The sequence below is a fragment of the Sorangium sp. So ce281 genome (assembly GCF_051527395.1).
GTDB classification, from domain to species: domain Bacteria; phylum Myxococcota_A; class Polyangia; order Polyangiales; family Polyangiaceae; genus Sorangium; species Sorangium cellulosum_B.
The window spans coordinates 6,617,541-6,640,077 of sequence record NZ_CP150322.1 but is presented as its reverse complement, the minus strand read 5'-3'; the positions used below and the strand labels follow the sequence as shown (position 1 = coordinate 6,640,077).

The window sequence follows — 22,537 nt, the reverse complement described above, 5'->3', positions numbered from 1 at the left end:
CCGTGAGCCCAGGAGAGGTGCCGTCTTGCTTTCCCATCGTCGTCTCTCGAGCTCCTGTCCGGCGTCCGGCTGCCCTGCTGCGGTCTCCCGCGCGCCGCTCTCCGGGTCGGGTCGCCGTCGAGCGGTGGCGCTCCTGTCGGCGCTCGTTGCGCTCGCCTCGCGCGCGCCGGCCGCGGGCGCCGCCGAGCCGACCCGGGAGGAGCGCGCCGCCGCGGTCGCGCTGTTCGACGAGGGCCGCGCGCTGATGGCCGCGGGGAACCACGCCGAGGCCTGTCCGAAGTTCGCCGAGAGCCATGCGATCGACCCGGGCATCGGCACCCTCTTCAACCTCTCCGACTGCTACGAGCGCACCGGCAAGCTCGCGACGGCGTGGATCGGCTTCCGCGACGTCGCGGCCGCCTCGCTCTCGGCCGGGCAGACGGAGCGCGAGCGGGTGGCGCGCGCCCGGGCCGCCGCGCTCGAGCCGCGGCTCTCCCGCCTGCAGATCGTGGTCCCGCCGGCGGCGTCGATCGCGGGGCTGGGCCTCACGCGGGACGGGGTCGCTGTGGGCAGGGCGCTCTGGGGGACGGCGGTGCCGCTCGACCCGGGCGAGCATCGGATCGCCGCCGCCGCGCCTGGGTACGAGCCGTGGGAGCTGAAGGTCACGATCGACAAGCCGGGCGTGGTGAGCGTCACGGTGCCGGCGCTCGAGCGCGCCACGGAGCCGGCCTCCGCCCCGGGATCGAGCGGCGCGCCGCCGCCTCCGGTCCGTCCGCCGGCGAGCGACCCGCCTTCGGCGCAGGGCGGGACCATCCGCAAGCCGCTCGGCATGGTGGGGGTCGGGCTCGGCGTGGTCGGGCTCGGCGTCGGCACGGCGCTCGGCTTCATGGCGAAATCGACGTTCGACAAGGCCACCGACGGCGGCCATTGCGACGAGGCGGGCCGCTGCGTCGATCAGACGGGCCTCGATCTGCGCGACGACGCGGTGGCGAAGGGCAACATCGGGACGGCGGTGTTCATCGCGGGCGCGGCCCTCGCCGTGGGCGGGGCGATCCTCTGGATCACCGCGCCGTCTGCGCCTGACGCCGCGGCGGCGTCCGCGCGCGGCCGCGGGCCGACGGCCTACGCCCCCTGGAGCGCGCGCGTCGGCCTGGGCCCCGGGAGCGTGTGGATCGCGGGCACTCTCTGAGCGGAGCGCCACAGGAGCAGGAGGGGCGTCGTCGCGGCGGGGGAGCTCGCGGGACGCCCTACGGCGTCCCGCGTCGAGCCGGGTGAGCCGACTGGCACCGATGACAGAGGAGAGCCGGAGTGAGCGAGGGCGCCCGGAGATACCGGCGTTCAGCGCGGCGCCTCGATTGACACGGATCCCCTCTCCGACAGGGCGCCGTGCGGCGAGCTGACCGATGATGCCGAGTCGGCCGGCATCGATTGCGGTGCACGGGTCAACCACAGCACGTCTCTCCGCCGGGGCTCGTCCGGCGCGGTGAGCCAGGCGCCGTCGCGCCATGGCGCGGCGCGGCTGGCCTGCTGGTGACGCTGCGCGCCGGCCAGCGAGCGCCGGCGGCGAGGGCGCGGCGAGCGATGATCCGTCGCAGGCGATGATCAGAAGGGGCCTGGACGGGAATATAGCCCCGGCCCCGAGTGGACCTCGGGGACTCGCACGTACCGCCCTGTTTCAAATATTCACCTCGACGAGTGAGCAGCGCATCGATGGCCCACGCTGGCGTGCGCCAGGCGCATTTCATCTGAACGGCTGATCAAATCATGGGCAATGCCGCTCGACACCGCTCGAGGGGTGCTGTTCTCCCATGGCTCGATGGCGGTGGCGACCGGGCGAGCGAGCCTGTCGAATGCCCTTGAGCCCACCGGCCCTGGGGAGAAGAGGGCCGCCGGCGCCTCCGAGCTCGCATCGCGCAAACGTGCGCCGTCGGCCGACCAGCCGAGCGCGTGTTGACGTCCTGCAGGCATGATCCGTCACCTGCTTACCCCGGGCTCCGATGTCCTGTTCTTTCGCTCGGCGGTAGTTCATGAGTGCGCCACGGCGCTTGTCATGTATAGAATGCGTCTCATGACGAAACAGCGTTCAACCTTGGCTTTGTGGATGACCTTCGCGCTGGGTGGCGGCGCGTGTCTCGCGCTGGGCGCCGGTGCGTGCAGCGACGACGGGGCGACCAGCTCTGGCGACACCGCGACGAGCGGGGGAAGCCAGGGCTCCTCCGGCTCGCAGACGGGCACGGGGGCCGGCGCTGGCTCCGCCTCCAGCTCCGGCGCAGGCGCCGGCTCTGCTTCCGGCTCCGGCTCTGGTTCCGGCGCCGGCGCCGGCGGTGGCAGCAGCACCACGTCGTCGTCCGGGGCCACCACGGGACAGGGCGGCTCTGGCGCCGGCGGCGGCGACCCGGTGGCGTGTGATGCCAGCGCGGCGCCCGACGTCGGGAAGCTGGCGCTCGCTTCGGTCGTCGCCGGCGTGGACAAGCTGGTTTACGCCGCTCAGCCGAAGGGGTCGAGCGACTGGTATCTCGTGCTGCAGACCGGGCAGATCCGCGTGTTCTCCGGCGGCCAGCTGCGCAGCGGGGCCTTCCTCGACGTGAGCAATCAGATCTTGCTCAGCTCCGGGGGCTTCGACGACGAACGCGGGCTCATCAGCATGGCGTTCCCGCCCGATTACGCGACGAGCGGCAAGTTCTACATCATGATGACGGCGACCACGGGCACGAACATGAACCGTGACATGGTGGTCGAGTACAAGCGGTCCAGCGATCCTTACGTGGCGGACGCAAACTCGGCGAAGACGATCGTGCGGCTCGACGCGTCCGCGGTGAATCACAACGGCGGCCATATCGTGTTCGGGCCCGACGGCATGCTCTACGTCGGCACGGGCGACGGGGGCGGGTCCTGCAACAGCGACAAGCCTGGCGGGTCGCAGGACCCGGCCTCGCTGTTCGGCAAGATCCTGCGCCTCGATCCGAATGCTGCCGAGCCGTACGCCGCGGCCGGCAATCCCTTCGACGGCACGGCGTCGCGGGTCTGGCACTATGGTCTGCGCAACCCGTATACCTTCACCTTCGACCGGGGGACGGGCGACCTCTTCATCGGCGATGTCGGCCAGGATAGCTACGAGGAGGTCGACTACGTTCCTGCCGGCACCTCGGGGCTGAACTTCGGCTGGCCGAAGTGGGAAGGCACCCACGCGGATACCTGTCAGGGGCGCACCATGCGCACGGGCGATACGCACACCCCGCCCATCGCCGACATGGATCGGCGGCAGAGCGCGACAGGGCCGTACCGCGACTACAAGTCGGTCGTCAGCGGATTCGTGTACCGGGGCAGCCAGGTGCCGCAGCTCCGGGGCGTCTACCTGTTCGGCGACTACACCGGCGGGAAAATGGGCGCGCTCATGCAGTGCGGGGCGCAGACGTCGCCCATCACGGTCATCAACAAGAACCCCGATCCGAACGCGCCGAACGCTCCGGCATTCGCGCGTCAGGGCAGCCTGCCGACCTTCAACGCGCTCACCGCGATCGTCGAGGACAACGACGGCGAGCAATACTTCGTCGCGAACCGCAACAGCCTGGTGAAGATCGTTCCCGGGACCTGACCAGCCCGCCCAGGGCGCGGGCGCCGGAATCTCGCGCCCGGCCCTGGATCCAGCGCGCGAGCTCCCGCACGCTTCTGCATGTTCTTGCACGTGGGCGGCCACGCGCGCCCGCTCCGCCTCCGCCGACGCAGCCAACCCCGCGCCGCCGCCGTCGCGCCGCCTCCGATGGCAGCGGACGGCGCGCCCCCCTTCCGAGCGCCCAGCGGATGTGCTTCGCTTGCCCCCGCTCGTTCAGGAGGAGTCCCATGAAGAATGTCTTGACAGTGCTTGTTGCGCTCGGCGCCCTGTGTCTCTTCGGCTGCGAGGGCAAGCCCCAGGCGACGCCCGAGGCGAAGCCCGCGGCCACGACCGAGGCGGCGAAGCCCGCGCCCAAGGCCGAGCCGGAGAAGGCGGCGCCGGCCGAGACCGCGAAGCCGGCGAGCACCGGCGGCTGGTGATCGGCGCGGCGGCTCGGCCCGCTGCCCTGCGGCGCAGGCGCATGGCCGCGGTCCGCCTCGCGCTCACGCTCTCGCTCGGCCTGGCCGCCGCGGCGTGCGACGGCCGCCCTGCGCCCCCGGTCCACGGCGGCGGCCCCGATCCGGACCCGCTCGAGCCGCTGCGGCGCTTCGAGGCGGCGCGCCGAGCGGAGGCCGATTTCTCCCGCGCGCCCGGCTCCGACCGGCTGTTCGGGCCCGACCCGATCGCGCTCCGCCCCGTGGGTCCGCTCGGCCGCCCCGCCGCGCCGGGCGCGCCCGCGCTGCTCTCTCCGCTCCGGGGCCGCGACGCGCTCGTCCTGCTCGACGCGTCGCTTCGCGAGCTCTCCCGCGCCCCCGCGCCGGCCTCGCCGACGGGGGTCGCGGTCACGCCCACCGGCGAGGTCTTCGCGAGCGGCGAGGCGTCGCCCTCGCTCTTCCGCTATGCCGTCCGCGGCGCCTCGCTCGAGCCCGCGGGGCGCATCGAGCTCGCGGGCCTCCACGGCGTCCGGGACGTCGCGGCCGGCCCCGAGGGCCTCCTTTACGCGCTCGACGAGCGCGCCGGCACCCTCGTCACGCTGCGGCCCGGTCACACCGGCGCGGACGGGCGCATCGAGGTCGAGCGCTGGGACGAGCCGATCGGCGCTGGCCCGTTCCGCGTCATGCGCCTCGCGCATCACCTGATCGTCGATTGCCTCCTCGACCAGACGCTCGTCGTGCTCCCGGTCGGCGCCGACGGCCGCCCGCTCCCGGGCGGCGCGGCGCGCGTCCGCCACGACGGCCCGATCTGGAGCTTCGACGCGCTCGAGACGGGCGGCGCCGCGGGCGGGCTCCTGCTCGCGGCTGGCGGGGTCGAGGATCACCCGCTCGACCGGACCGGCGGCTCGTTCGGATACATCGACTCGTTCGTCTTCCTCTACCGCGTCGCGGCCGGCGCCCGGCCCGAGGTGACGCGGCTCTCGGCCGTGAACGTCTCGGAGCTCGGCGTCCTCACCCCGAAGGCCGTCGCGCTCTCGGCGATCCCCGGGTCGAGCGGCGTGCGCTTGATCGCGACCGGCTACGGCGGCGATCGCCGGGCCGAGCTCCTCTTCCGCTTCCGCGCCACGGACGCCGGCCTCGCGAGCGCGCCGGAGGTCTCCACCCGCCCGCTTTCCCCCGGCGTGGCCGCCATGGCCGCGCTGGGCGGCGGCGCCTTCGCCTATGCGAACCCGTTGCTCGACGCGTGGCTGCTCGACGCGGGCGACGGCGCGGTCGTGAAGCAGCCGGTCCGGGACGGCGGCGAGGACGCCCGCTCCGACGAGATCCGTCTCGGCGAGGCGCTCTTCTTCACCTCGCTGATGGCCCCGTGGAACAAGGCCGACGGCCCGCTCAGCCGGTTCACGTGCGAGACGTGTCACTTCGAGGGCTACGTCGACGGCCGCACGCACCACACGGGTCGAGGCGACGTGCGCGCCACGACCAAGCCGCTGCTCGGTCTGTTCAACAACCGACCTCACTTCTCCCGCGCCCTCGATCCGGATCTCACCGCGGTGGCGGACAACGAGTTCCGCGTCGCCGGCGCGCTGAGCGGCCACGACCCATGGTTCTCGATCTCGAGCGAGGGCGCGCCGTGGCTCGCCGATCTCGGGCTCGCCGACGCCGGGCGCGACGCGCGGCCGCCCGAGGCGCTCCGCCGCGCGCTCATGAGCTTCCTCATGGCGTTCTCGCACCGCGCGAACCCCGCCGTCCTCGGCCGAACGAGCTTCACCCCGCTCGAGCGCGACGGCGCCCGGGTGTTCCGGGACCGCTGCGCTCGCTGCCACGCGCCGGTGCTCCGCAGCGACGACCCCGGCTCCGCGGCCCCGCTCGAGCGCTGGGAGGCGCTCGTGCTCGCGCCCGAGGGCCCGATCGTGTGGGGGAGGGCCGGCTACGAGAAGACCGGCGTCGTGCCGTACGTGCACGAGGACGGCGCGCGGGTGCCGTCGCTCCGGCGGCTCTACAAGAAGCGGCCCTACTTCACGAACGGCTCCGCGAAGACGCTGCGCGATGTGCTCGAGCGGGCGCGCTTCGAGGACACGGGAGGCCGCGCCGCCGCCGATCACCGCAGCACGGCCGCCGCCGCCGCCGCTGCGCCGGGCGCCTTCTTCCACGACGGCGCGCCCGCGGGCGAGGGCCTCGTCGCGCTGGACGCCGGCGCGATCGAGGCGCTCCTCGCCTTCCTCGATCTGCTCTGATCGCGCGGCGCGCCCGCTCGCCCGCGGGCAGGCAGACCGTGGGCGCGCCGCGCGGAGCGCGCGTGTCCGCGTGGACCCGATCCCGGCGGCGGCGAGCCCTGAGCCCGCCCGCGCGGATCCCCCAGCATCGCCGTGCGATCCGCGGTAAATGGGGGAGATGCGACAGCACCCCACGTTCCCCCGCCCGTCCGCGTCGGCCATCGACAAGGCGCGCCGGCTCCTCGAGCGCGCGCTCGGGCCGTCGAAGGTCATCACGTCGGCCGACGGGTGCGCGGCCTACGGGAGTGACGAGTCCGATCAGCCGCCGGTGAGCCCGGACGCGGTCGTGCTCGCGTCCTCGGCGGCCGACATCGAGAAGGCGGTGCGGGCGGCGAGCGAGGCGGAGGTGCCGGTCGTGCCGCGCGCCGCTGGCAGCGGCAAGTCGGGCGGCGCGGTGCCGGTCGGGGGCGGGATCGTCATCGCCACGATCGGCATGAACTCCATCAAGGAGATCAGCCGCGAGGAGCAGATCGCGGTCGTCGAGCCGGGCGTCATCCTCGCCGACCTGCACGCGGCCGTCGAGGCCGAGGGGCTCTTCTACCCGCCCGATCCGAACTCGCTCAAGATGTGCGCGCTCGGCGGCAACATCGCCGAGAACGCGGCCGGCCCGCGCGCCTTCAAGTACGGCGCGACGCGCGAGTACGTGCTCGGGCTCGACGCGATCCTCATCGACGGCACGCGCCTCCGCACCGGCCGGCGCACCGTGAAGGGCGTGACGGGGTACGACGTCACGGCGCTGCTCGTCGGCAGCGAGGGCACGCTGGCGATCACGACGGAGGCGACGCTCCGGCTCATCGCGAAGCCCCCGTCGGTCATGACGCTGCTCTGCCTGTTCCCGGACGTGCGCGCCAGCGGGCGCGCGGTGAGCGCCCTGGTCGCCGCCGGCGTCGTCCCGCGCTGCCTCGAGCTGCTCGATCGCCCCACGCTCGACGCGGTGCGCGCGCGCGGCGTCGGGGTCGACGAGCGCGCGGGCGCGATGCTGATCATCGAGGTCGACGGCGAGCCCGCGGACTGCGAGGTCCAGGCCGAGCGGGTGGGGGAGGTCTGCATGGATGCCGGGGCGCTCGACGTGCTCGTCGCGCAGGACGAGGCGCAGCGCGAGCGGCTCTGGGAGGCGCGCCGCCAGCTCTCGCCCACGACGCGCGCCATGGCGCGCTACAAGATCTCGGAGGACGTCGTGGTCCCGCGCGACAAGATCCCGGCGCTGCTCGACGAGGTCGCGGAGATCTCGGCGGCGACCGGCGTCCGCATGCTGACGTACGGCCACGCCGGGGACGGCAACCTCCACGTCAACCTGCTCTGGAACGACCCGGATCTCGTCCCCCAGGTGGAGACGGCGCTGTCGCGCCTGTTCCGCGCGGTGATCGCCATGCGCGGCACGCTGAGCGGCGAGCACGGCATCGGGACGTCGAAGGCGGACTTCCTCGCGCTCGAGCAGTCGCCGGAGCTCATCGCGATCGAGCGCAAGATCAAGGCGGTGTTCGACCCGAAGGGCCTGCTCAACCCGCACAAGATCTTCCCGCGGCGGACGCTCGAGGCGGCCGAGCGGGGCGAGCGAGACGGGGGGCCCGAGCGCGCGCCGGGCTTCCCGACCCACGTCGTGGCGCCCTCGCACGGGGCCTGCTGAGCCGATGCGGGTCCTCGGCATCGATCCCGGCTCGCGCCACCTCGGCTGGGGCCTGCTCGTGCGGCACGGCACGCGCATCGAGCACGTCGCGCACGGCGTCATCGACATCGACACGAGCGGGACGTTCGCCGCCCGGCTCGTGGAGATCGACGACGAGCTCGGCAAGGTGATCGCGTCGCTCGCGCCCGACGCGGCCGCGGTGGAGAGCCTGTTCTTCGCCAAGGACGCGCAGAGCGCGGCGAAGCTCGGCCACGCGCGCGGGGTCGTGCTGCTGCGGCTGGCGCGCGCGGGCGTGCCGATCTCGGAGTATCCGCCGGCGCTGGTGAAGCGGACCATCGTCGGCCGGGGCGCGGCCGAGAAGGCGCAGGTCGCGCAGGTGATGACCGCGGTCCTGCGCCTCGCCGCGCCCCCGCGGCCGGACGCTGCCGACGCGCTGGCCATCGCGATGACCCACCTCAGCGCCGCGGGCTTCGCGGCCGCGCTGGCGGCGTCGGGCGCGCCCGCCCCGCGCCGCGCCCGGCCGCGGCGGGCGCGCCTCGGGTGAGCGTGGGCCGGCGCGGCTCCCTGGTTGCGCATGGGGACGAAAGGCGCGGCGCCTCGGTGGACTGCGTGACTGGGGGCCGGCGGGCGCGGCCATGGCGGTCCTGGCGCACATCCCGTGTGCTATGGAGCCTGCATCGGACGCTCCCGCGCCGCGTCCAACATGAAAATGTGCGGCGCGCCCCGGCTTCAGCGAGGGGGCGGCTGCCAGGGCACGGAACCGGCGGCGCCCCGCCGGCGCCCCCGTCGCCGACGAGCGGGGGCGAGACGCCTCTGGACATCAAAGGAGATCGGGAAGGATGACGCGAACCTCACTCAACCGCCTCGCCGCCGCGTGCCTCATCGGGCTGACGGCGCCCCTCACGGTCGTGCTCGCGACGCTCGCGACCGCCGGCGAGTCCCAGGCCGCGGGTCCCACCGCCGAAGAGCTCGGCAGGCGCGTCCAGCAGTTCTACGACTCCACGAAGACCTTCAAGGCGAGCTTCACCCAGACCTACACGATCAAGGTCCAGGACGTGAAGAAGGTCTCCACCGGCAAGGTGACCTTCGAGAAGCCGGGCAAGATGAGCTGGATCTACGACGCGCCGAACGGAAACCGCGTCGTCTCCGACGGCATCACGATCAAGGTCTACGAGAAGGACAACGAGCAGATGTTCGAGACCGCGGTGAAGGGCTCTCAGTATCCGGCGGCGCTCGCGTTCTTGATGGGCAAGGGGCAGCTCACGAAGGATTTCTCGCTGCGTCTGCTCGATCCTGCGCAGATGAAGTTCGAGGGCGGCTATGTCCTCGAGGGGACGCCGAGGGAGGCGACCCCTGCGTATCAGAAGATGCTCCTCTACGTGGACGGGCAGACCAACCAGGTCCGCCGCGTGCTGATCCTCGACGCGCAGGGCAACCGGAACCGGTTCGATTTCTCGTCGCCGGTCGTGAATCAGCCGGTCGGGAAGGCCGAGTTCGATTTCACGCCTCCGCCGGGCACCCGCGTCGTCCGCCCCTGACGTCCTCCCGCCGCGTTCCCGGCGCGGAGAAGCCGCTGCCGCGTTACCCCGCCGACCCCCGACAGCTCACGGAACCCGTGGAAGCGGAGCGTCACAGCCTCCGCGCTCCTCGCCGGCAGCGCGCCGCGGCGAAGCTGCTTGGATATATGCCCGGCGCGTCCGTGCCGTGGTAGAAATATTCCGTGATACTTCGATCCCACGGGCGTGAGCGACAGCTCCGAGGCTGGCGTCGCCCGCCGCGGATCGTCACCGCTGCTTTCGGCTCCACGCGCGCGGCGGGGATTCGCCTCGGCTGAACGGTCACCCGCTGTCACGAGGCTTTCGCGAGAGCGCTCGATCCATGAACAACCCCCACGGACATCGTCCCGATTCCCCCGGCGTGCCGCAGCAACCCCGGCCGGCGGAGCGCTTGAGCGAGCGCGCGCAGGGCCCTTCGGGGTATCCGGCGCAAGGTGCGGGGCAGAGCTCCATGGGGCAACCGCCGCACGGGCAGCAGGGCCACGGGCAGGCGCCGCAGGGGTACGCGCACGCGCAGCCAGCGCAGGGCTACGGGCAGGGGCACGTATATCCCCACCAGGGGCCGCAGGGCTATGCGCAAGGGCCGCAGGGGCACGCGCATTCGCAAGGGCCGCAGGGCTATGCGCAAGGGCCGCAGGGGCCGCAGGGCCACGCGTACGCGCAGGGGCCGCAGGGGCACGCGTACCCGCTGGCACCCCAGGGCTACGCGCGGGGGCAGCAGGGGCACGCGTACGCGCATCACCACGCAGGCTACCCGCCGGCCGTTCGGAGGTTCGACCCGGACCGGCGGCTGCGCATCGCCGGGCTGTGGCTGTGGGCCATCGGCCTCATCGCGGGCGCGGTCCTCAACGTGCTCTTCACGCTCCTCGGCGTCATCGAGTCCGGGGGGAGCATGCTGAGCGCCATGCTCGTCGGGGCGCTCTTCGCGTTCCCACCGCTCGTCCTTTACCTGTTCGTCCCGATGATCATCGATCGGTACGATCCCGAGCCGTGGTGGTGCCTGCTGATGGCGTTCCTCTGGGGCGCGCTCGCGGCGACCGGCTTCTCGATCCTGATCAACACGGGCGTCCACATCGGCGTCTCAAGCAGCTTCGGCGAGCCGGCCGGCGAGCTCGTCAGCGCATCGGTCAGCGCGCCGTTCGCAGAGGAGCTCTTCAAGGGGCTCGGCGTGTTCGGCTTCTTCTACTTCCTGCGCCGGGAGTTCGACGGGATCGTCGACGGCATCATCTACGCCACGTTCTGCGCGCTCGGCTTCGCCGCGGTGGAGAACGTGCTCTATTACGCGCGCGCCTCGATGCAGGGCAGCGACGTCCTCGCCGGCACGTTCGTCCTGCGGGGCGTCTTCACGCCCTGGCTCCACCCGCTGTTCACGTCGATGACCGGCATCGGCTTCGGGCTCGCCCGGGAGTCGTCGAAGACGTGGGTTCGCGCGGTGGCCCCGATCGGCGGCTACCTGCTCGGCGTCGCGCTGCACGCGGTGTGGAACTTCCTCCCCACCGCGCTGGGGCGCGCGATGGGCGACATCTTCATGCCGTGGCTCCTGCTCTGGCTGTGCTTCGTCGCGTCGTTCTTCGGGATCATCGTGGCGCTCGTGATCCGCAAGGGCTGGGTGATCCGGGATCATCTGCGCGACGAGGTGGCGCTCGGCATGCTCACCCAGGACGAGCTCGAGCTCGTCTGCTCGCCGATCGGCCGGCTCCGGTGCACCCTGGGCTGGCGCGGCGCCACGGGGCGGAGCTTCATCCGGGCCGGCGCGCGGCTCGCGCTCAGCAAGTGGCACACGGCGCGCGCGCTGCAGGGCCGGAACCGCACCCTGAGCGCCGATTTCATCGGCCCGCTCCGGCAAGAGATCGCGCAGCTCCGGCAAGAGCTCCTCGTCCGGGCGCCTCGATAGAGCGGCGGTCAGCTCTGAGAGGTGTTGGTCCCGTCCGCGGCCGGGCGCGCGGCGCGGTCCTCGCGCCGCTGCACGGGCTTCGCGGGGATGCCCACGACCGTGGTGTTCGGCGCGACATCGTGCACGACCACGGCGTTGGCGCCGATCCTGGCGCCGTCACCGACCGTGACCCCGCCGACGATCTTCGCCCCCGCGCCGATGAAGAGGTCGCTCCCGAGCACCGGTGTCTGCCGCCGATCGGCGCCGATGGTCACCTGGTGCTCGATGAGCACGTTCGATCCGCCGCGGACGTTGCCGTTGATGACAACGCCGTTCGAGTGGATGAGCACGAACCCGGGCCCGAAGTCCGCGCCGCGCCCGATCACGCAGCCGCCGGCCAGGTTGGTCGCCTTGTTGAGCACCATCTCGAGCACCGGCATCCGGTGCGCTCGCGCCGCCTGCGTGAACCTGTAGAGGACCATCGCCGCCGTGCCGTCGGTCGCCAGCGTCTTCAGGAGAGTCGGCAGTGGATCGCCGCCGTAGCACCATGTGGCCTTCTGGCGCACGTCGGCCGCGATGAGTCGCAAAGTCCGCAGCATCCCGGCGAGATTAGCGCATCTCGCCCCGCCCGTGCGACCTTTCGCCGCGTGCCCGCGGGGCACCTCCCTCGTCGCGCGCCGCGCCCGCGTGACCTTTCGCCGTGCCTGCGCTCCCCTGCTACAGCCCGCCGTGCGTCCGCCGCGCCTGCGTGCCAGCGCGGTCTTTTCGCCGCCGCACCGCCCTGTTGCCATCCGGTCATCGGGCCGTCACATCGCTCGGGTACACGCGCTCTTCACCATGGCGCGGATTTTGGTCATCGAGGACGAGCCGGCGCTCCAGAAGGTGCTCGATTACAACCTCAGGCAAGCCGGGCATGAGGTGCTCCTCGCGGGGCAGGGCGGTGAGGGGGTCCGGATGGTCGTGGACCAGCGGCCCGATCTCGTCTTGCTCGATCTCATGCTGCCCGACGTCCCCGGGACCGAGGTGTGCCGTGCTCTCCAGCAGAGCGATGGCGCCCAGCGGATCCCCGTGATGATCGTGTCGGCGCGCGGGGACGAGGTCGACCGCATCGTCGGCTTCGAGCTCGGCGCCGTCGACTACATCGTCAAACCGTTCAGCGTGCGGGAGCTCGTGCTGCGCGTGCAAGCCGTGCTCCGCCGCGCGAAGTCCTCCGGGGACGGGGAGCGGAGCATCGAGTTCGGGTGCCTGCGGATCGACGAGGGCGCTCACCGCGTGTGGGTCGAGCGCGAGGAGGTCGAGCTGACGCTCCTCGAGTTCAAGCTCCTCGTCGCGCTGTACGAGGCGCGCGAGCGCGTGCAGACGCGCACCGCGCTCCTCGACGGCGTCTGGGGCATCGACGTGAGCATCACGACGAGGACCGTGGACACCCACGTCAAGCGGCTTCGCGACAAGCTGCGCCGCGCCGGCGACTATATCCAGACCGTCCGCGGTATCGGCTATCGATTCGCCGCTTCGCCCGATCTCCCCGAGAGCCGCAGCGCCTGAGCGGCCTGCCGGGCGAGCACGACAATCGTTGCCCCACCGTCACCGGGCCGCAACGACAGCCAGTGTACCGTGCAGACGGTGATTCACATGCTGGGCGACCTTGTTGAAGCCTGCCGGTCCCTCTCATGAGGTCCGGCGGAGCTCCGGTGTCGTCGCCGGCGTGTGCCGGGAGCCTCGATGCATCTTGAGACGTGGAATGCTGGGGAGGCCGATCCTGAGCGGGCGAAGCGGCTCGCGATCGGGGTTGCGGCTGGGCTCCTGCTGTTCGCTGCCATCGCGCTCGCCGCCGCCCGCCTGAGCGGCGCGATCGCGCCCCCTCCGCCCGAGGAGGAGGTCGTCGAGGTCAAGCTCGCCACCCAGCTCCCCGAGGCGCCCCCCGTGGCCCCGGCGCCCGCGCCCCCGCCGCCAGCGGCGGAGGCTCCGGCGCCTCGCCCCGCGGCGCCCCGGCGCCCGGCGCTCGTCGCGCCGACCGCGGTGCCCAGCGAGGCGCCGGCGGAGGCGGACCCGAGCCAGGCCAAGGCGAGCGACGACGACACCTACGGTGAGCCGGGAGGCGTACCGGGCGGCGTGCCTGGCGGCGTCCCCGGCGGCGCGGGGACGGCCGCCGTGGCTGCGCCCGCGCCGCCGCCACCGCCGCCCCCGCCTCCGCAGCCGAAAGGGCCGATTCACCTCCCCGAGAACGCCTCGCCGCCTGTCGCGCTCTCCAATTCGCTCCCTCCCATCCCCGAGGCGGCGCGGAGCGCGGGGATAGAGGCCACCGTGGTCGTCAGGTTCGTGGTGACCGAGACCGGCGAGGTCACGAACGTCACCATCGTCCGTGGCCATCCGCTGTTCGACGACGTGGTGCTCGCGACGGTGAAGACGTGGCGCTACCGGCCGGCGATCCACGAGGGGAGGCCGGTGTCGACCTTCAAGACGGTCCGGATCCCGTTCAAGGCGAAGAGATGACGTCGAGCGCGCGGCCGCGGACGCGGCCTCTCGCCCGAGGAACGAAGGAGGTTAACCATGATGCAGTTTGATCTCGGGCACATCTGGGCGAGCATGGGGCTTTTGAGCAAGCTCGTCGCGTTCGCCCTCGTGCTCATGGCGCTGGCGAGCGTCGCCGTCGTGGTGGAGCGGCTCATCGCGCTCGCGCGTCAGGCGTCGGAGACACGGCGCTTCGCCAGGGAGGCGCGCCCCGTGATGGAGGCCTGGGACACCGCGCGGCTCGTCTCGATCGCCGACGGGTACGGACGCTCCGCGCTCGCCCGGCTCGTCGGTGCGGCCGTGCGTCGCTTCCAGCGCGCCGTCGAGGCCGGCGAGGGCGGCGTGCCGCCGGTGGAGCTCGCGCGCCGCGAGGTGTCGCGGCGCCGGGAGGCGATCTCCGCCGACCTGCGCCGCGGCCTCTCGGTGCTCGCGACGGTCGGCTCGGTGGCCCCGTTCGTCGGGCTGCTCGGCACCGTCATCGGCATCATCACCGCCTTCCAGACCATCGCCTCGACCGGCTCGGGCGGCCTCGGCGCCGTGAGCGCCGGCATCTCCGAGGCGCTCATCGTCACCGCGCTCGGGCTCGCGGTCGCCATCCCGGCGGTGCTTTGCTTCAACTACCTCACCACCCGGATCGCCGCTGTGGAGCTCGCGCTCGAGCGCAGCGCGGGTGAGCTCATCGACGAGATGGAGAACGAACATGGGCGTTCGAGCGGAGAGCAGTCGCTCGGGTCGGCAGCAGCCGCCTGAGCCGGAGATCAACGTCACGCCGCTCGTCGACGTGGTGCTCGTGCTCCTCATCATCTTCATGGTGATCGCGCCCCAGATGGAGCACGGCGAGCGGGTCGAGCTCCCGGCGGTGTTTCAGCCGGATCCGAGGTCGAAATCGAAGCTCGACCCGATCTACGTGACGATCACCGGCGCAGGAGCCGTGTTCCTCGAGAAGGAGGCCGTCGCCGACCTCGGCGCGCTCGGCGAGCGGCTGCGGGCCATCCGCGCTGCCGAGCCGGAGCGCCGGGTGGTCATCAAGGGCGACTCCTCGGTGAGGTACGGCCGCGTGCGGGAGACCTTCGCGCTGTGCCAGGAGGTCGGGTTCGCCGGGATCTCGCTGCAGGTGAGCCAGCGGGGCGGCGGGGCGTCCGCGGAGCCGGAGGAGGGATAGCGCCGTGGGGATGAGCGTTCCGCAGGGCGGGGGCAAGAAGGGCGGTGTCGCGCCGAGCATGAACGTGACGCCGCTCGTCGACGTGGTGCTCGTGCTCCTCATCATCTTCATGGTCGTGACGCCGCTGCTCGCCAAGCAGTTCTGGCTGAATCTGCCCAAGAAGGACGATACCGCGAAGCTCGCGCCGCCTCCCGTCGACGCCGACAAGCCCGTGGTGCTCACGGTGGATCAGCGCGGCGTCCTCCGCATCAACCAGGCCGAGGTGCAGCGCGGCGAGCTGAAGGAGCGGCTCGCGCGCATCTTCGCGGCGCGCTCGGACAACGTTCTTTACTTCGACGCGGATGACGAGGCCGTCTACGCGGTCGCCGTGGAGGCCATGGACGCCGCGCGCATGGGCGGGGCCAAGACGATCGCCGTCCTGACGGAGAAGCCCGCGCGCTGAGCCAGGGCAGAGGCCCGATGAGGTGAAGTCGAGGCGCGCGGGAGCCGCCGCCGCGTCGCTCGAGCGCGCGAGCGCGGCGGGGTGCACGGGAGAGGGCGCGGGTTGGCCCTCTGCTCTCCTCATCAGACGGGCGCGCGTGCGCCCGGCCATCGAATCGAGAGTCGCGCCCGGGCTCGGAGCGCGCGGAGGGACAGGTGCATGAGTCGCAGAAGGATCTCGGGGGTAGTCGCAGCGCTGGTGACATCGCTTTGCTTGGGGGCCACGGCCTTCGCGCAGGGCGACCCCGGAGCCGCTGCGCCGCAGCCGGACGGCGCGGCGCCTCAGGCCGGCGGCCCTGCGGCGGAGGACGTCGGGGGGCTCGACGAGCCGAGCCCGTCGCGCCCGCCGCCCGAGGGGAAAGGCGTCGTGTGGGGCGTCGTCACGGACACCGCCACGAAAGAGCCCTTGCTCGACGCCCAGGTCTCCGTCGTGGGGACGAAGCTCAAGGCGATCGCCGACCTCGACGGGCGGTATCGCCTGGCGCTCCCGCCGGGCACCCATCAGCTGCGGGTCTGGTACGAGGCGTACAAGCCGCAGCGCGTGCAGGACGTACGGGTTACCGCAGGGCAGGTGGTCCAGGTCGATGTCGGCCTCGATCCCGATCAGCAGACCGAGGAGGTCATCGAGGTCGAGTTCGAGCCGGAGCGGGCGAGCGTCGCGGCGCAGCTGCTCATCCGGAAGAACGCGGCCCACGTGGGCGACGCCGTCGGCGCGAAGGAGATCGCGAAGACACCCGATCGCAACGCCGCCGAGGCCGCGAAGCGCATCGTCGGCGCGACCGTGGTGGACAGCAGGTACGTCTACGTCCGCGGCCTGGGCGAGCGCTACACGAACGCGCTCCTCAACGGCGCCCCGCTGCCGAGCCCCGAGCCCGACCGGCAGGCCGTCCCGCTGGACCTCTTTCCGTCGCTGGTCCTCAGCGACATCACCGTCGTCAAGACGTTCACGCCCGATCTTCCCGGCGACTTCGCGGGCGGCTCGGTCCAGGTCAACACGCGCGAGCTCCCGACCAAATTCCTCTTCCAGGCGTCCCTGTCGCTCGGGTTGAACAGCCAGGCGACGTTCCGGGATCGCCTGAGCTACGCCGGCTCGGGCACCGACTGGCTCGGGATCGACGGCGGCGCGCGCGCGCTCCCCGGCGAGATCCCCGACTACAAGGTGGTGCGGCTCGGCCCCAAGCCCGGCGGCGGCACCATCACGAGGGACGAGATGACGGCCTATGGGCGGGCGATCAACTCGTCAATGGCGACGACACGGTCGTTCACCCCGCCGAACGGGAGCGGCAGCGTGGTCGTCGGCGACACCCTGAAGCTCGGCGGCGAGCAGCGCCTCGGTTACATCGCCACCCTGAGCTATGGCCGGAAGTTCGGTCCGCGCGCCAAAGAGCGCGCCAGCACCTTCGAGCCCGATCCTGTGAGCGGCGAGCCCGTGCGCAAGAGCGATACCAGCACCGGAAGCATCCGTGATCAGGTTTCCTGGGGCACCTTCGCCAGCGTCACCTACAACCCGGACCAGAACCACAAGGTGACGATCACCGGACTCCACAGCCGCTCGTCGGAGGACCTGGCCAGCGAGATCAACGGGAACCCTACAGACGGCAGCAGCGCGTTTCGCGACACCCAGCAGCGGTTCATCTCGCGCGCCCTCTCGTTGGGTCAGCTCCAGGGAGAGCATCGCTTCGGTGCGCTGGACGGCGGTAGCGTCGACTGGAAGGCGTCCATCTCCCACGCGTCCTCGGACGAGCCCGATACGAGGGAGACCGTCTACATCAGGGACGACACGAGCGGAGCCTACGCGTGGGACGAGGGCACGCTGAGCGGCGCCCATTTCTTCAGCGACATGACCGACACGAACTACGGCGGGCAGCTCTCCTATACCCAGCCTCTCGTCCGTGGGGACGCGCCGACCCGGCTGAAGTTGGGCGGTCTGTTCAACCTTCGAGAGCGCGAGTTCAACGTGCGCCGGTTTCGGTTCAAGCAGCGCCCTGGCTCGGATCCGACGATCCTGCGCCGGGAGCCGGGCCAGCTGTTCTCCGATGAGAACGTCGGCGCGGCGCTCGAGCTGGAGGAGATCACGCGCGAGACCGACTCCTACACGGCGAACAGCGATCTCTACGCAGGCTACGTGATGACCGACGCCGCCATCACACGATGGCTCCGCGCGGTGCTCGGCGCCCGGATCGAGGCCTCCACGCTGTCGCTGAGGGCGTTCGACAGGTACTCCTCGGCGAACCCCGAGATCAAGACCGAGAGTGACAAGGTCGATCTCCTGCCTGCGGCCAACGTCATCGTCAAGGCGAGCTCGATCTCGAATGTCAGGCTCGGCGTGTCCAAGACGGTGGCTCGACCCCAGCTTCGCGAGCTCAGCCCGACCTTGTACCAGGAGGGATACAGCGGGAGAGAGGCGCAAGGCAATCCGGACCTCGGGCGGACGAGCATCGTGAACGCCGATCTCCGCTTCGAGATCTTCCCGACGGCCGGCGAGGTGGTCGCGGTCAGCGTCTTTTATAAGCGCTTCCAGGACCCGATCGAGGAGATCATCTTCCCGAACGGCGGCAGAGGCAGGCTCAGCTACGTGAACGGAGACGCCGGTCATGTCGCCGGGGTCGAGCTCGAGGTCAGGAAGGGCCTGGGCTTCATCACCCCGCTCCTGAAGGAGGTCACGGCGCTTGGAAACCTCACGTTCGTGCGGTCGGAGGTGACGGTCGATCCAGAGAACACCGCGGGAGGGGTCACCATCCAGAGCAACCCGACACACCCGCTCCAGGGACAATCTCCCTTCGTCGTCAACCTGGGACTCGACTATGCCAGAGAGTCGACCGGCACGAGCGCCCGGCTCCTCTACAACGTGTTCGGCGCCCGGCTCAAGCGGGTGGGCGCCAGAGGGCTGGAGGACGAGTACGAGCAGCCGCGGCACCAGATCGATCTGACCGTGGCCCAGCGCCTCGGCGAGCACGTCGAGCTGAAGCTGGCCGGTGAGAACCTCATCGATGCGCCCGTCCGCGTCACCCAGGGGAAAGCGGATGATGAGGACAAGATCATCAGCCAGCACAGCGTTGGGACGACTGTGACGTTGAGCGCGGCGTTCAGCTACTGAGCACCTGCCATGCAATCGTCACGCGGCGCTCGTCGCGAGTTTTCCTACATGCGCCATGTTGGGGCAGGAGGTAGAATAAATTGCGTACATTCAAATTGGGCTTGGTTTGCGCCTCGGCGCTGTCCGTCGCGGCGTTGGCTGCGTGCGGCGATGACGACTCGATCTCCCCGTCCTCGACCAGCACCTCGTCCGCGAGCAGCTCCGCCAGCGGCGGTGATGGTGGCGGCGACGGCGGCAGCGGCGGTGGTGGTGGTGGTGGTGGCGACGTCAGCGCCGATTGCTCCTCCCCGGTGGAGGTCAGCGAGGCGATCACCGCCAGCACGAAGTGGACCGCCGACAAGTGCTACCTCATGAAGGGGATCCTCTTCGTCGAGCGCGGCGCGACCCTGACCATCGAGCCCGGCACGAAGATCATGGGCGAGAAGGTGAGCCTCGCCACGCTCGTCGTGAAGCCCGGCGCCAAGATCAACGCCAAGGGCACGGCGAGCAAGCCCATCGTTTTCACGAGCCAGGGCGAGAAGGGCGATCGCGCCGCCGGCGACTGGGGCGGCGTCATCCTGCTCGGCGAGGCGCCCGTCAACGTCGAAGGCGGCAAGGCCAGCGTCGAAGGCATCACCGGCGAAGGCACCGAGTACGGCGGCGACAAGCCGGCGGACAGCAGCGGTGTCCTCGAGTACGTGCGCATCGAATACAGCGGGATCCTCCTCTCCCAGGACAACGAGGTCAACGGCCTCACCTTCGCCGGCGTGGGCTCCGGGACGACCGTCGATCACGTGATGGTGCACCACACGCTCGACGATTGCTTCGAGTTCTTCGGCGGCACCGTCAACGCGAAGCACCTCATCTGCGCGCAGAACGGCGACGACGGCTTCGACTTTGATCTCGGCTACACCGGAAAGCTCCAGTTCCTCGCGCTCCAGCAGGATCCGTCCGTCGCCGACGAGACGAACGGCTTCGAGGGCGACAACGACGCCGACTCGTCGGCCAACACGCCCCTCAGCGAGCCGACGATCTACAACGCGACCCTGTGCGGCAAGAACAAGGACGTCGACAAGCAGCAGTACGGCATGCTGCTCCGCCGCTCGACGAAGGCCCACATCTTCAACACCATCGTGACCGGCTTCGAGGCAGGGGTGGATCTCCGTAACGAGCTCACCGAGGTCGAGCTCGCGAGCTCGATCTTCTTCGGCAACATCGAGGCGAACATCGCCTACGAAGAGACCGACACCGCGGCGGCGACCGAGTCGAAGCTCGACGACGACGACGACGCTGGCACGGACGAGGTCGCGTGGTTCGAGGGCGAGGCGACCAACAGCACCGAGGATCCCGGGCTCGCCGACTGCTTCGCCGCCACGCCCGACTTCCGGCCTGAGGCCACGCTCACCGAGAACGCGGCGACCCCGCCGGATGACGGCTTCTTCGACGTGGAGGCGAAATACATCGGCGCCTTCAAGGCCGAGGACACCTGGGCGACGGGCGCCTGGGTCTCGTTCGACGCGGACTGACGCGGCGCCGTCCGCGCCGGCCCATCGCGGATGCGGCGGGCGGACCGGATCCGTGGCGAGAGAAATGACGAAGGCCGGCTCTTCAGCCGGCCTTTATCGTCTCTGGCGTCACGACTCCGCCGCAGGCGCTCAGCGCACCCGCGGCGTAAACCCGGACACACTGCTGCGATGCTCGCTGCATACGCCTCGCGCGTCCGCGGTCTCCTTGAATGACACCCTTCCGCACACCTCGCAGATGCACAGGTGTGCGCGATAGAACTCCCGGTCGAGCAGGATGTCGGCGGCGAGCAAGCTGAGCACAATGTCGCCGAGGAAGTCGATCTCGCGCGGCGAGGCGACCCAGACGGGACGGCCGCCGACCGCCGCCCGGCGGACCCTGCCCCCGTAGATCGCCGCGTTCAGGAAGCGATCGTCGGCGACGGGCGCGATCAGCCCCCGGAGGGCCGTGATGACGCGCCCGCGGGCCTTGTGGATGAGCTCCTCGAGGTTGCTGCCGCCGTCGGCCCGGGGATCGAGCATGACGGGCGTCGCGCCGGGCTCGCGCACGATCTGGGGGCGCTTCATCAGGCCCGGGGTCACGAGGTGGTCCACGAACCAGTCCTGGAGGTCCTTGGGCGTCCACTCGGACGCCGGCCACTCCAGGAACTCGAGAGCGCCGCGGAGGCCGCTGATGCTCTGGAGACCGGGGTGGGTGGGGAGGCTCGGCAGGGTGCGGGATGTGTGCAGACGCCGGGACGAGCGGCGGCTCGCCTCCTCGATGTTGCGGCCGGATCCCATGTTCACCTCGAGGGCGGACCCCCGGTCCCGATGGATGCGAGCTCTTGCGGAGGCCACCATGCCGAGGGAACAAGCACAACTTGTGCCGAACCTGGCGAACGGGGCGAGCTGGATTTGCTGGGAGTTCTGCCCGGAGAGCCTTCGCAGGCTGTTGGGATGGCCGGCCACTGGCCGGCCAGGTTCTTCAACGGGTAAGATTGCGCCCGATGGACCACTCCACCGTCCGCGTCTCGGTTTCACCGGAGCCCTCGGTCGCCGAGCCTGTCCCCGGCATCGTCCTGATCTTCTCGGGGGATCAACCGCGCTGCGCTCCCATCCCGCTGGATCGTGGCTCCGTGGTGGTGGGTCGCGGAGGCGTCGGCGGCGTGCCGCTCATGGACGACTCGCTCATGTCGCGGCGACACGCCCGCATCGCGTACGACGGCGGCGCCTGGACTGTGGAGGACCTCGGCAGCACCAACGGGACGTCGGTCAACGGCGAGCCGATCCGCGGCGAGGTGCGGAGGGACGCGATCCAGGTCGTCGGCGCGGGGACGTCGGTGTTCCTCGCGCTCAGCGACATCCGGAGCTTCGCGCGCGGGGCCGTGCGCCTCGAAAAGGAGAGCGTCCTCGGGCCGAGGCTGCAGCTGATTTACGACACGATCCTCCGCGCCGCGGCCGGGGGAGACAGCCTCCTCGTGACGGGCGAGAGCGGCACGGGCAAAGAGCTCGCGGCGCGCGCCTACCACGAGGCGGGGCCGCAGGCGCGCGGCCCGTTCGTCGCTGTCAACTGCGCGGCCATCCCGGAGGGCCTGGCGGAGCGGCTCCTCTTCGGCGCCAGGCGCGGCGCTTACTCCGGCGCGACGCACGACACCGACGGCTATGTGCAGGCCGCCCACGGAGGCACGCTCTTCCTCGACGAGGTGGCGGAGCTCGACGCGGCCGTCCAGGCGAAGCTGCTGCGGACGATCGACACCCGGCAGGTCCTCGAGCTCGGCGCGGTCGCGCCCCGCCCGGTGCAGATCCGGATCTGCGCGGCGACACACGACCTCCGCGCCCGCGTCGCCCAGGGCCGCTTCCGGGATGATCTCTACTACCGTATCGGCCGGCCCGAGGTCCGGCTCCCGCCCCTCCGCGAGCGGACCGAGGAGATCCCGTGGCTGTTCGCGCAATGCGCAAAGGCGGTCGGCGCGGCCGCTCAAAGCGCGCCGCCGACGATCCATCATTCGATGATCATCGCGTGCGCGATGCGCCGATGGCCGGGGAATCTGCGCGAGTTCGTCGGCGAGGCGCGGCGCGCCGTGACGCGCGCGCTCGACGAGGGGCGGCGCACGGTCGAGGCCAAGGATCTGGATCCGCTCGCCGGCGTCGGGCTGAGCCCGGAGTCGATCGAGCCGCAGGCCCGGCCGGTGGCGAGCGATGTTCGACCGGCGCGCGCAGGACAGGCGCCGCCCGAAGACGAGATCGCCGAGGCGCTTCGCCTCGAGCGAGGCAATGTGTCTCGCGCGGCCATCAGGCTCGGAGTGCACAGGAATCGAATTCGACGCTGGCTCGAGAAGAATGGCGTCGATCGCTCCCACTTCGCCGAGGGAAGCGACCTGTCCGATAACGACTGAACCGCTGGCGCCCGCCGTCGCATGCACAGGTGCAGGAGTGCGTCAATGGCGCCGCCGCGTCGCTGGAGAGCGCTCG

19 protein-coding genes are annotated in these 22,537 nt (G+C 71.4%); 16 read left to right on the top strand and 3 right to left on the bottom strand.

All coding sequences use genetic code 11. The features are described 5' to 3' along the window. Positions 1 to 25 precede the first annotated feature (25 nt). The 8 genes from WMF27_RS25230 (at position 26) to WMF27_RS25195 (ending at position 11,355) form a co-directional block, all read left to right on the top strand. A complete protein-coding gene (locus WMF27_RS25230; RefSeq protein WP_437943033.1) occupies positions 26 to 1,168 on the top strand; it encodes a hypothetical protein in 1,143 nt (380 codons plus the stop codon). 912 nt (positions 1,169 to 2,080) lie between these two features. Beyond that, positions 2,081 to 3,574 carry a PQQ-dependent sugar dehydrogenase gene (locus tag WMF27_RS25225; RefSeq protein WP_437766335.1) on the top strand — a complete coding sequence of 498 codons (1,494 nt, stop codon included), beginning with the start codon at positions 2,081 to 2,083 and terminating at the stop codon, positions 3,572 to 3,574. A 245-nt stretch (positions 3,575 to 3,819) separates the two neighbouring features. After that, a complete protein-coding gene (locus WMF27_RS25220; RefSeq protein ID WP_044965791.1) occupies positions 3,820 to 4,011 on the top strand; it encodes a hypothetical protein in 192 nt (63 codons plus the stop codon). Positions 4,012 to 4,052: 41 nt separating this feature from the next. Then, complete coding sequence (locus tag WMF27_RS25215; protein WP_437766336.1) at positions 4,053 to 6,239, top strand: hypothetical protein; 2,187 nt, start codon at positions 4,053 to 4,055, stop codon at positions 6,237 to 6,239. 157 nt (positions 6,240 to 6,396) lie between these two features. Continuing rightward, positions 6,397 to 7,905: an FAD-binding oxidoreductase gene (locus tag WMF27_RS25210; protein ID WP_437766337.1), complete on the top strand. Its 1,509-nt coding sequence runs from the start codon at positions 6,397 to 6,399 to the stop codon at positions 7,903 to 7,905. A gap of 4 nt (positions 7,906 to 7,909) precedes the next feature. Beyond that, positions 7,910 to 8,449: a crossover junction endodeoxyribonuclease RuvC gene (gene ruvC, locus WMF27_RS25205; RefSeq protein WP_437739495.1), complete on the top strand. Its 540-nt coding sequence runs from the start codon at positions 7,910 to 7,912 to the stop codon at positions 8,447 to 8,449. Positions 8,450 to 8,744: 295 nt separating this feature from the next. Further along, a complete protein-coding gene (locus tag WMF27_RS25200; RefSeq protein WP_437766338.1) occupies positions 8,745 to 9,443 on the top strand; it encodes a LolA family protein in 699 nt (232 codons plus the stop codon). A gap of 340 nt (positions 9,444 to 9,783) precedes the next feature. Further along, a complete protein-coding gene (locus WMF27_RS25195; protein WP_437766339.1) occupies positions 9,784 to 11,355 on the top strand; it encodes a PrsW family glutamic-type intramembrane protease in 1,572 nt (523 codons plus the stop codon). Positions 11,356 to 11,363: 8 nt separating this feature from the next. Here the strand turns inward: WMF27_RS25195 and WMF27_RS25190 are convergent, their stop codons facing one another. Next, positions 11,364 to 11,933 (bottom strand): serine O-acetyltransferase, encoded by a 570-nt coding sequence (locus WMF27_RS25190; protein WP_437766340.1) that lies wholly within the window; start codon positions 11,931 to 11,933, stop codon positions 11,364 to 11,366. Between the two features lie 238 nt (positions 11,934 to 12,171). On the opposite strand from WMF27_RS25190, the gene WMF27_RS25185 reads away from it, so the two are divergent. The 6 genes from WMF27_RS25185 to WMF27_RS25160 all read left to right on the top strand — a co-directional run bounded on the left by WMF27_RS25185 (position 12,172) and on the right by WMF27_RS25160 (position 18,584). Continuing rightward, positions 12,172 to 12,879 (top strand): response regulator, encoded by a 708-nt coding sequence (locus tag WMF27_RS25185; RefSeq protein ID WP_437766341.1) that lies wholly within the window; start codon positions 12,172 to 12,174, stop codon positions 12,877 to 12,879. 177 nt (positions 12,880 to 13,056) lie between these two features. After that, positions 13,057 to 13,827: an energy transducer TonB gene (locus WMF27_RS25180; RefSeq protein WP_437766342.1), complete on the top strand. Its 771-nt coding sequence runs from the start codon at positions 13,057 to 13,059 to the stop codon at positions 13,825 to 13,827. Positions 13,828 to 13,884: 57 nt separating this feature from the next. Then, positions 13,885 to 14,595, top strand: coding sequence for a MotA/TolQ/ExbB proton channel family protein (locus WMF27_RS25175; protein ID WP_437766343.1), 711 nt, complete (start codon positions 13,885 to 13,887; stop codon positions 14,593 to 14,595). Further along, positions 14,546 to 15,007 (top strand): ExbD/TolR family protein, encoded by a 462-nt coding sequence (locus tag WMF27_RS25170; RefSeq protein ID WP_437766344.1) that lies wholly within the window; start codon positions 14,546 to 14,548, stop codon positions 15,005 to 15,007. The genes WMF27_RS25175 and WMF27_RS25170 overlap by 50 nt, the downstream gene beginning before the upstream one ends. Positions 15,008 to 15,011: 4 nt before the next feature. Beyond that, positions 15,012 to 15,449: an ExbD/TolR family protein gene (locus WMF27_RS25165; RefSeq protein WP_437766345.1), complete on the top strand. Its 438-nt coding sequence runs from the start codon at positions 15,012 to 15,014 to the stop codon at positions 15,447 to 15,449. Between the two features lie 237 nt (positions 15,450 to 15,686). Then, the gene (locus WMF27_RS25160) at positions 15,687 to 18,584 is read left to right on the top strand and encodes a carboxypeptidase regulatory-like domain-containing protein (RefSeq protein ID WP_437766346.1); all 2,898 of its coding nucleotides are present in this window, start codon (positions 15,687 to 15,689) and stop codon (positions 18,582 to 18,584) included. Here WMF27_RS25160 and WMF27_RS25155 read toward each other — a convergent pair. Further along, positions 18,574 to 18,924, bottom strand: coding sequence for a hypothetical protein (locus WMF27_RS25155; protein WP_437766347.1), 351 nt, complete (start codon positions 18,922 to 18,924; stop codon positions 18,574 to 18,576). The two genes, WMF27_RS25160 and WMF27_RS25155, sit on opposite strands and share 11 nt — an antisense overlap. 10 nt (positions 18,925 to 18,934) lie before the next feature. Between WMF27_RS25155 and WMF27_RS25150 the strand changes: the two genes are divergently transcribed. Further along, a complete protein-coding gene (locus WMF27_RS25150; protein ID WP_437766348.1) occupies positions 18,935 to 20,089 on the top strand; it encodes a T9SS C-terminal target domain-containing protein in 1,155 nt (384 codons plus the stop codon). Positions 20,090 to 20,218: 129 nt separating this feature from the next. Here the strand turns inward: WMF27_RS25150 and WMF27_RS25145 are convergent, their stop codons facing one another. Beyond that, on the bottom strand, positions 20,219 to 20,866 hold the full coding sequence (locus WMF27_RS25145) for a hypothetical protein (protein ID WP_437707773.1): 648 nt from the start codon (positions 20,864 to 20,866) through the stop codon (positions 20,219 to 20,221). A 206-nt stretch (positions 20,867 to 21,072) separates the two neighbouring features. On the opposite strand from WMF27_RS25145, the gene WMF27_RS25140 reads away from it, so the two are divergent. Continuing rightward, positions 21,073 to 22,461 (top strand): sigma 54-interacting transcriptional regulator, encoded by a 1,389-nt coding sequence (locus WMF27_RS25140; RefSeq protein WP_437766349.1) that lies wholly within the window; start codon positions 21,073 to 21,075, stop codon positions 22,459 to 22,461. Positions 22,462 to 22,537 lie beyond the last annotated feature (76 nt).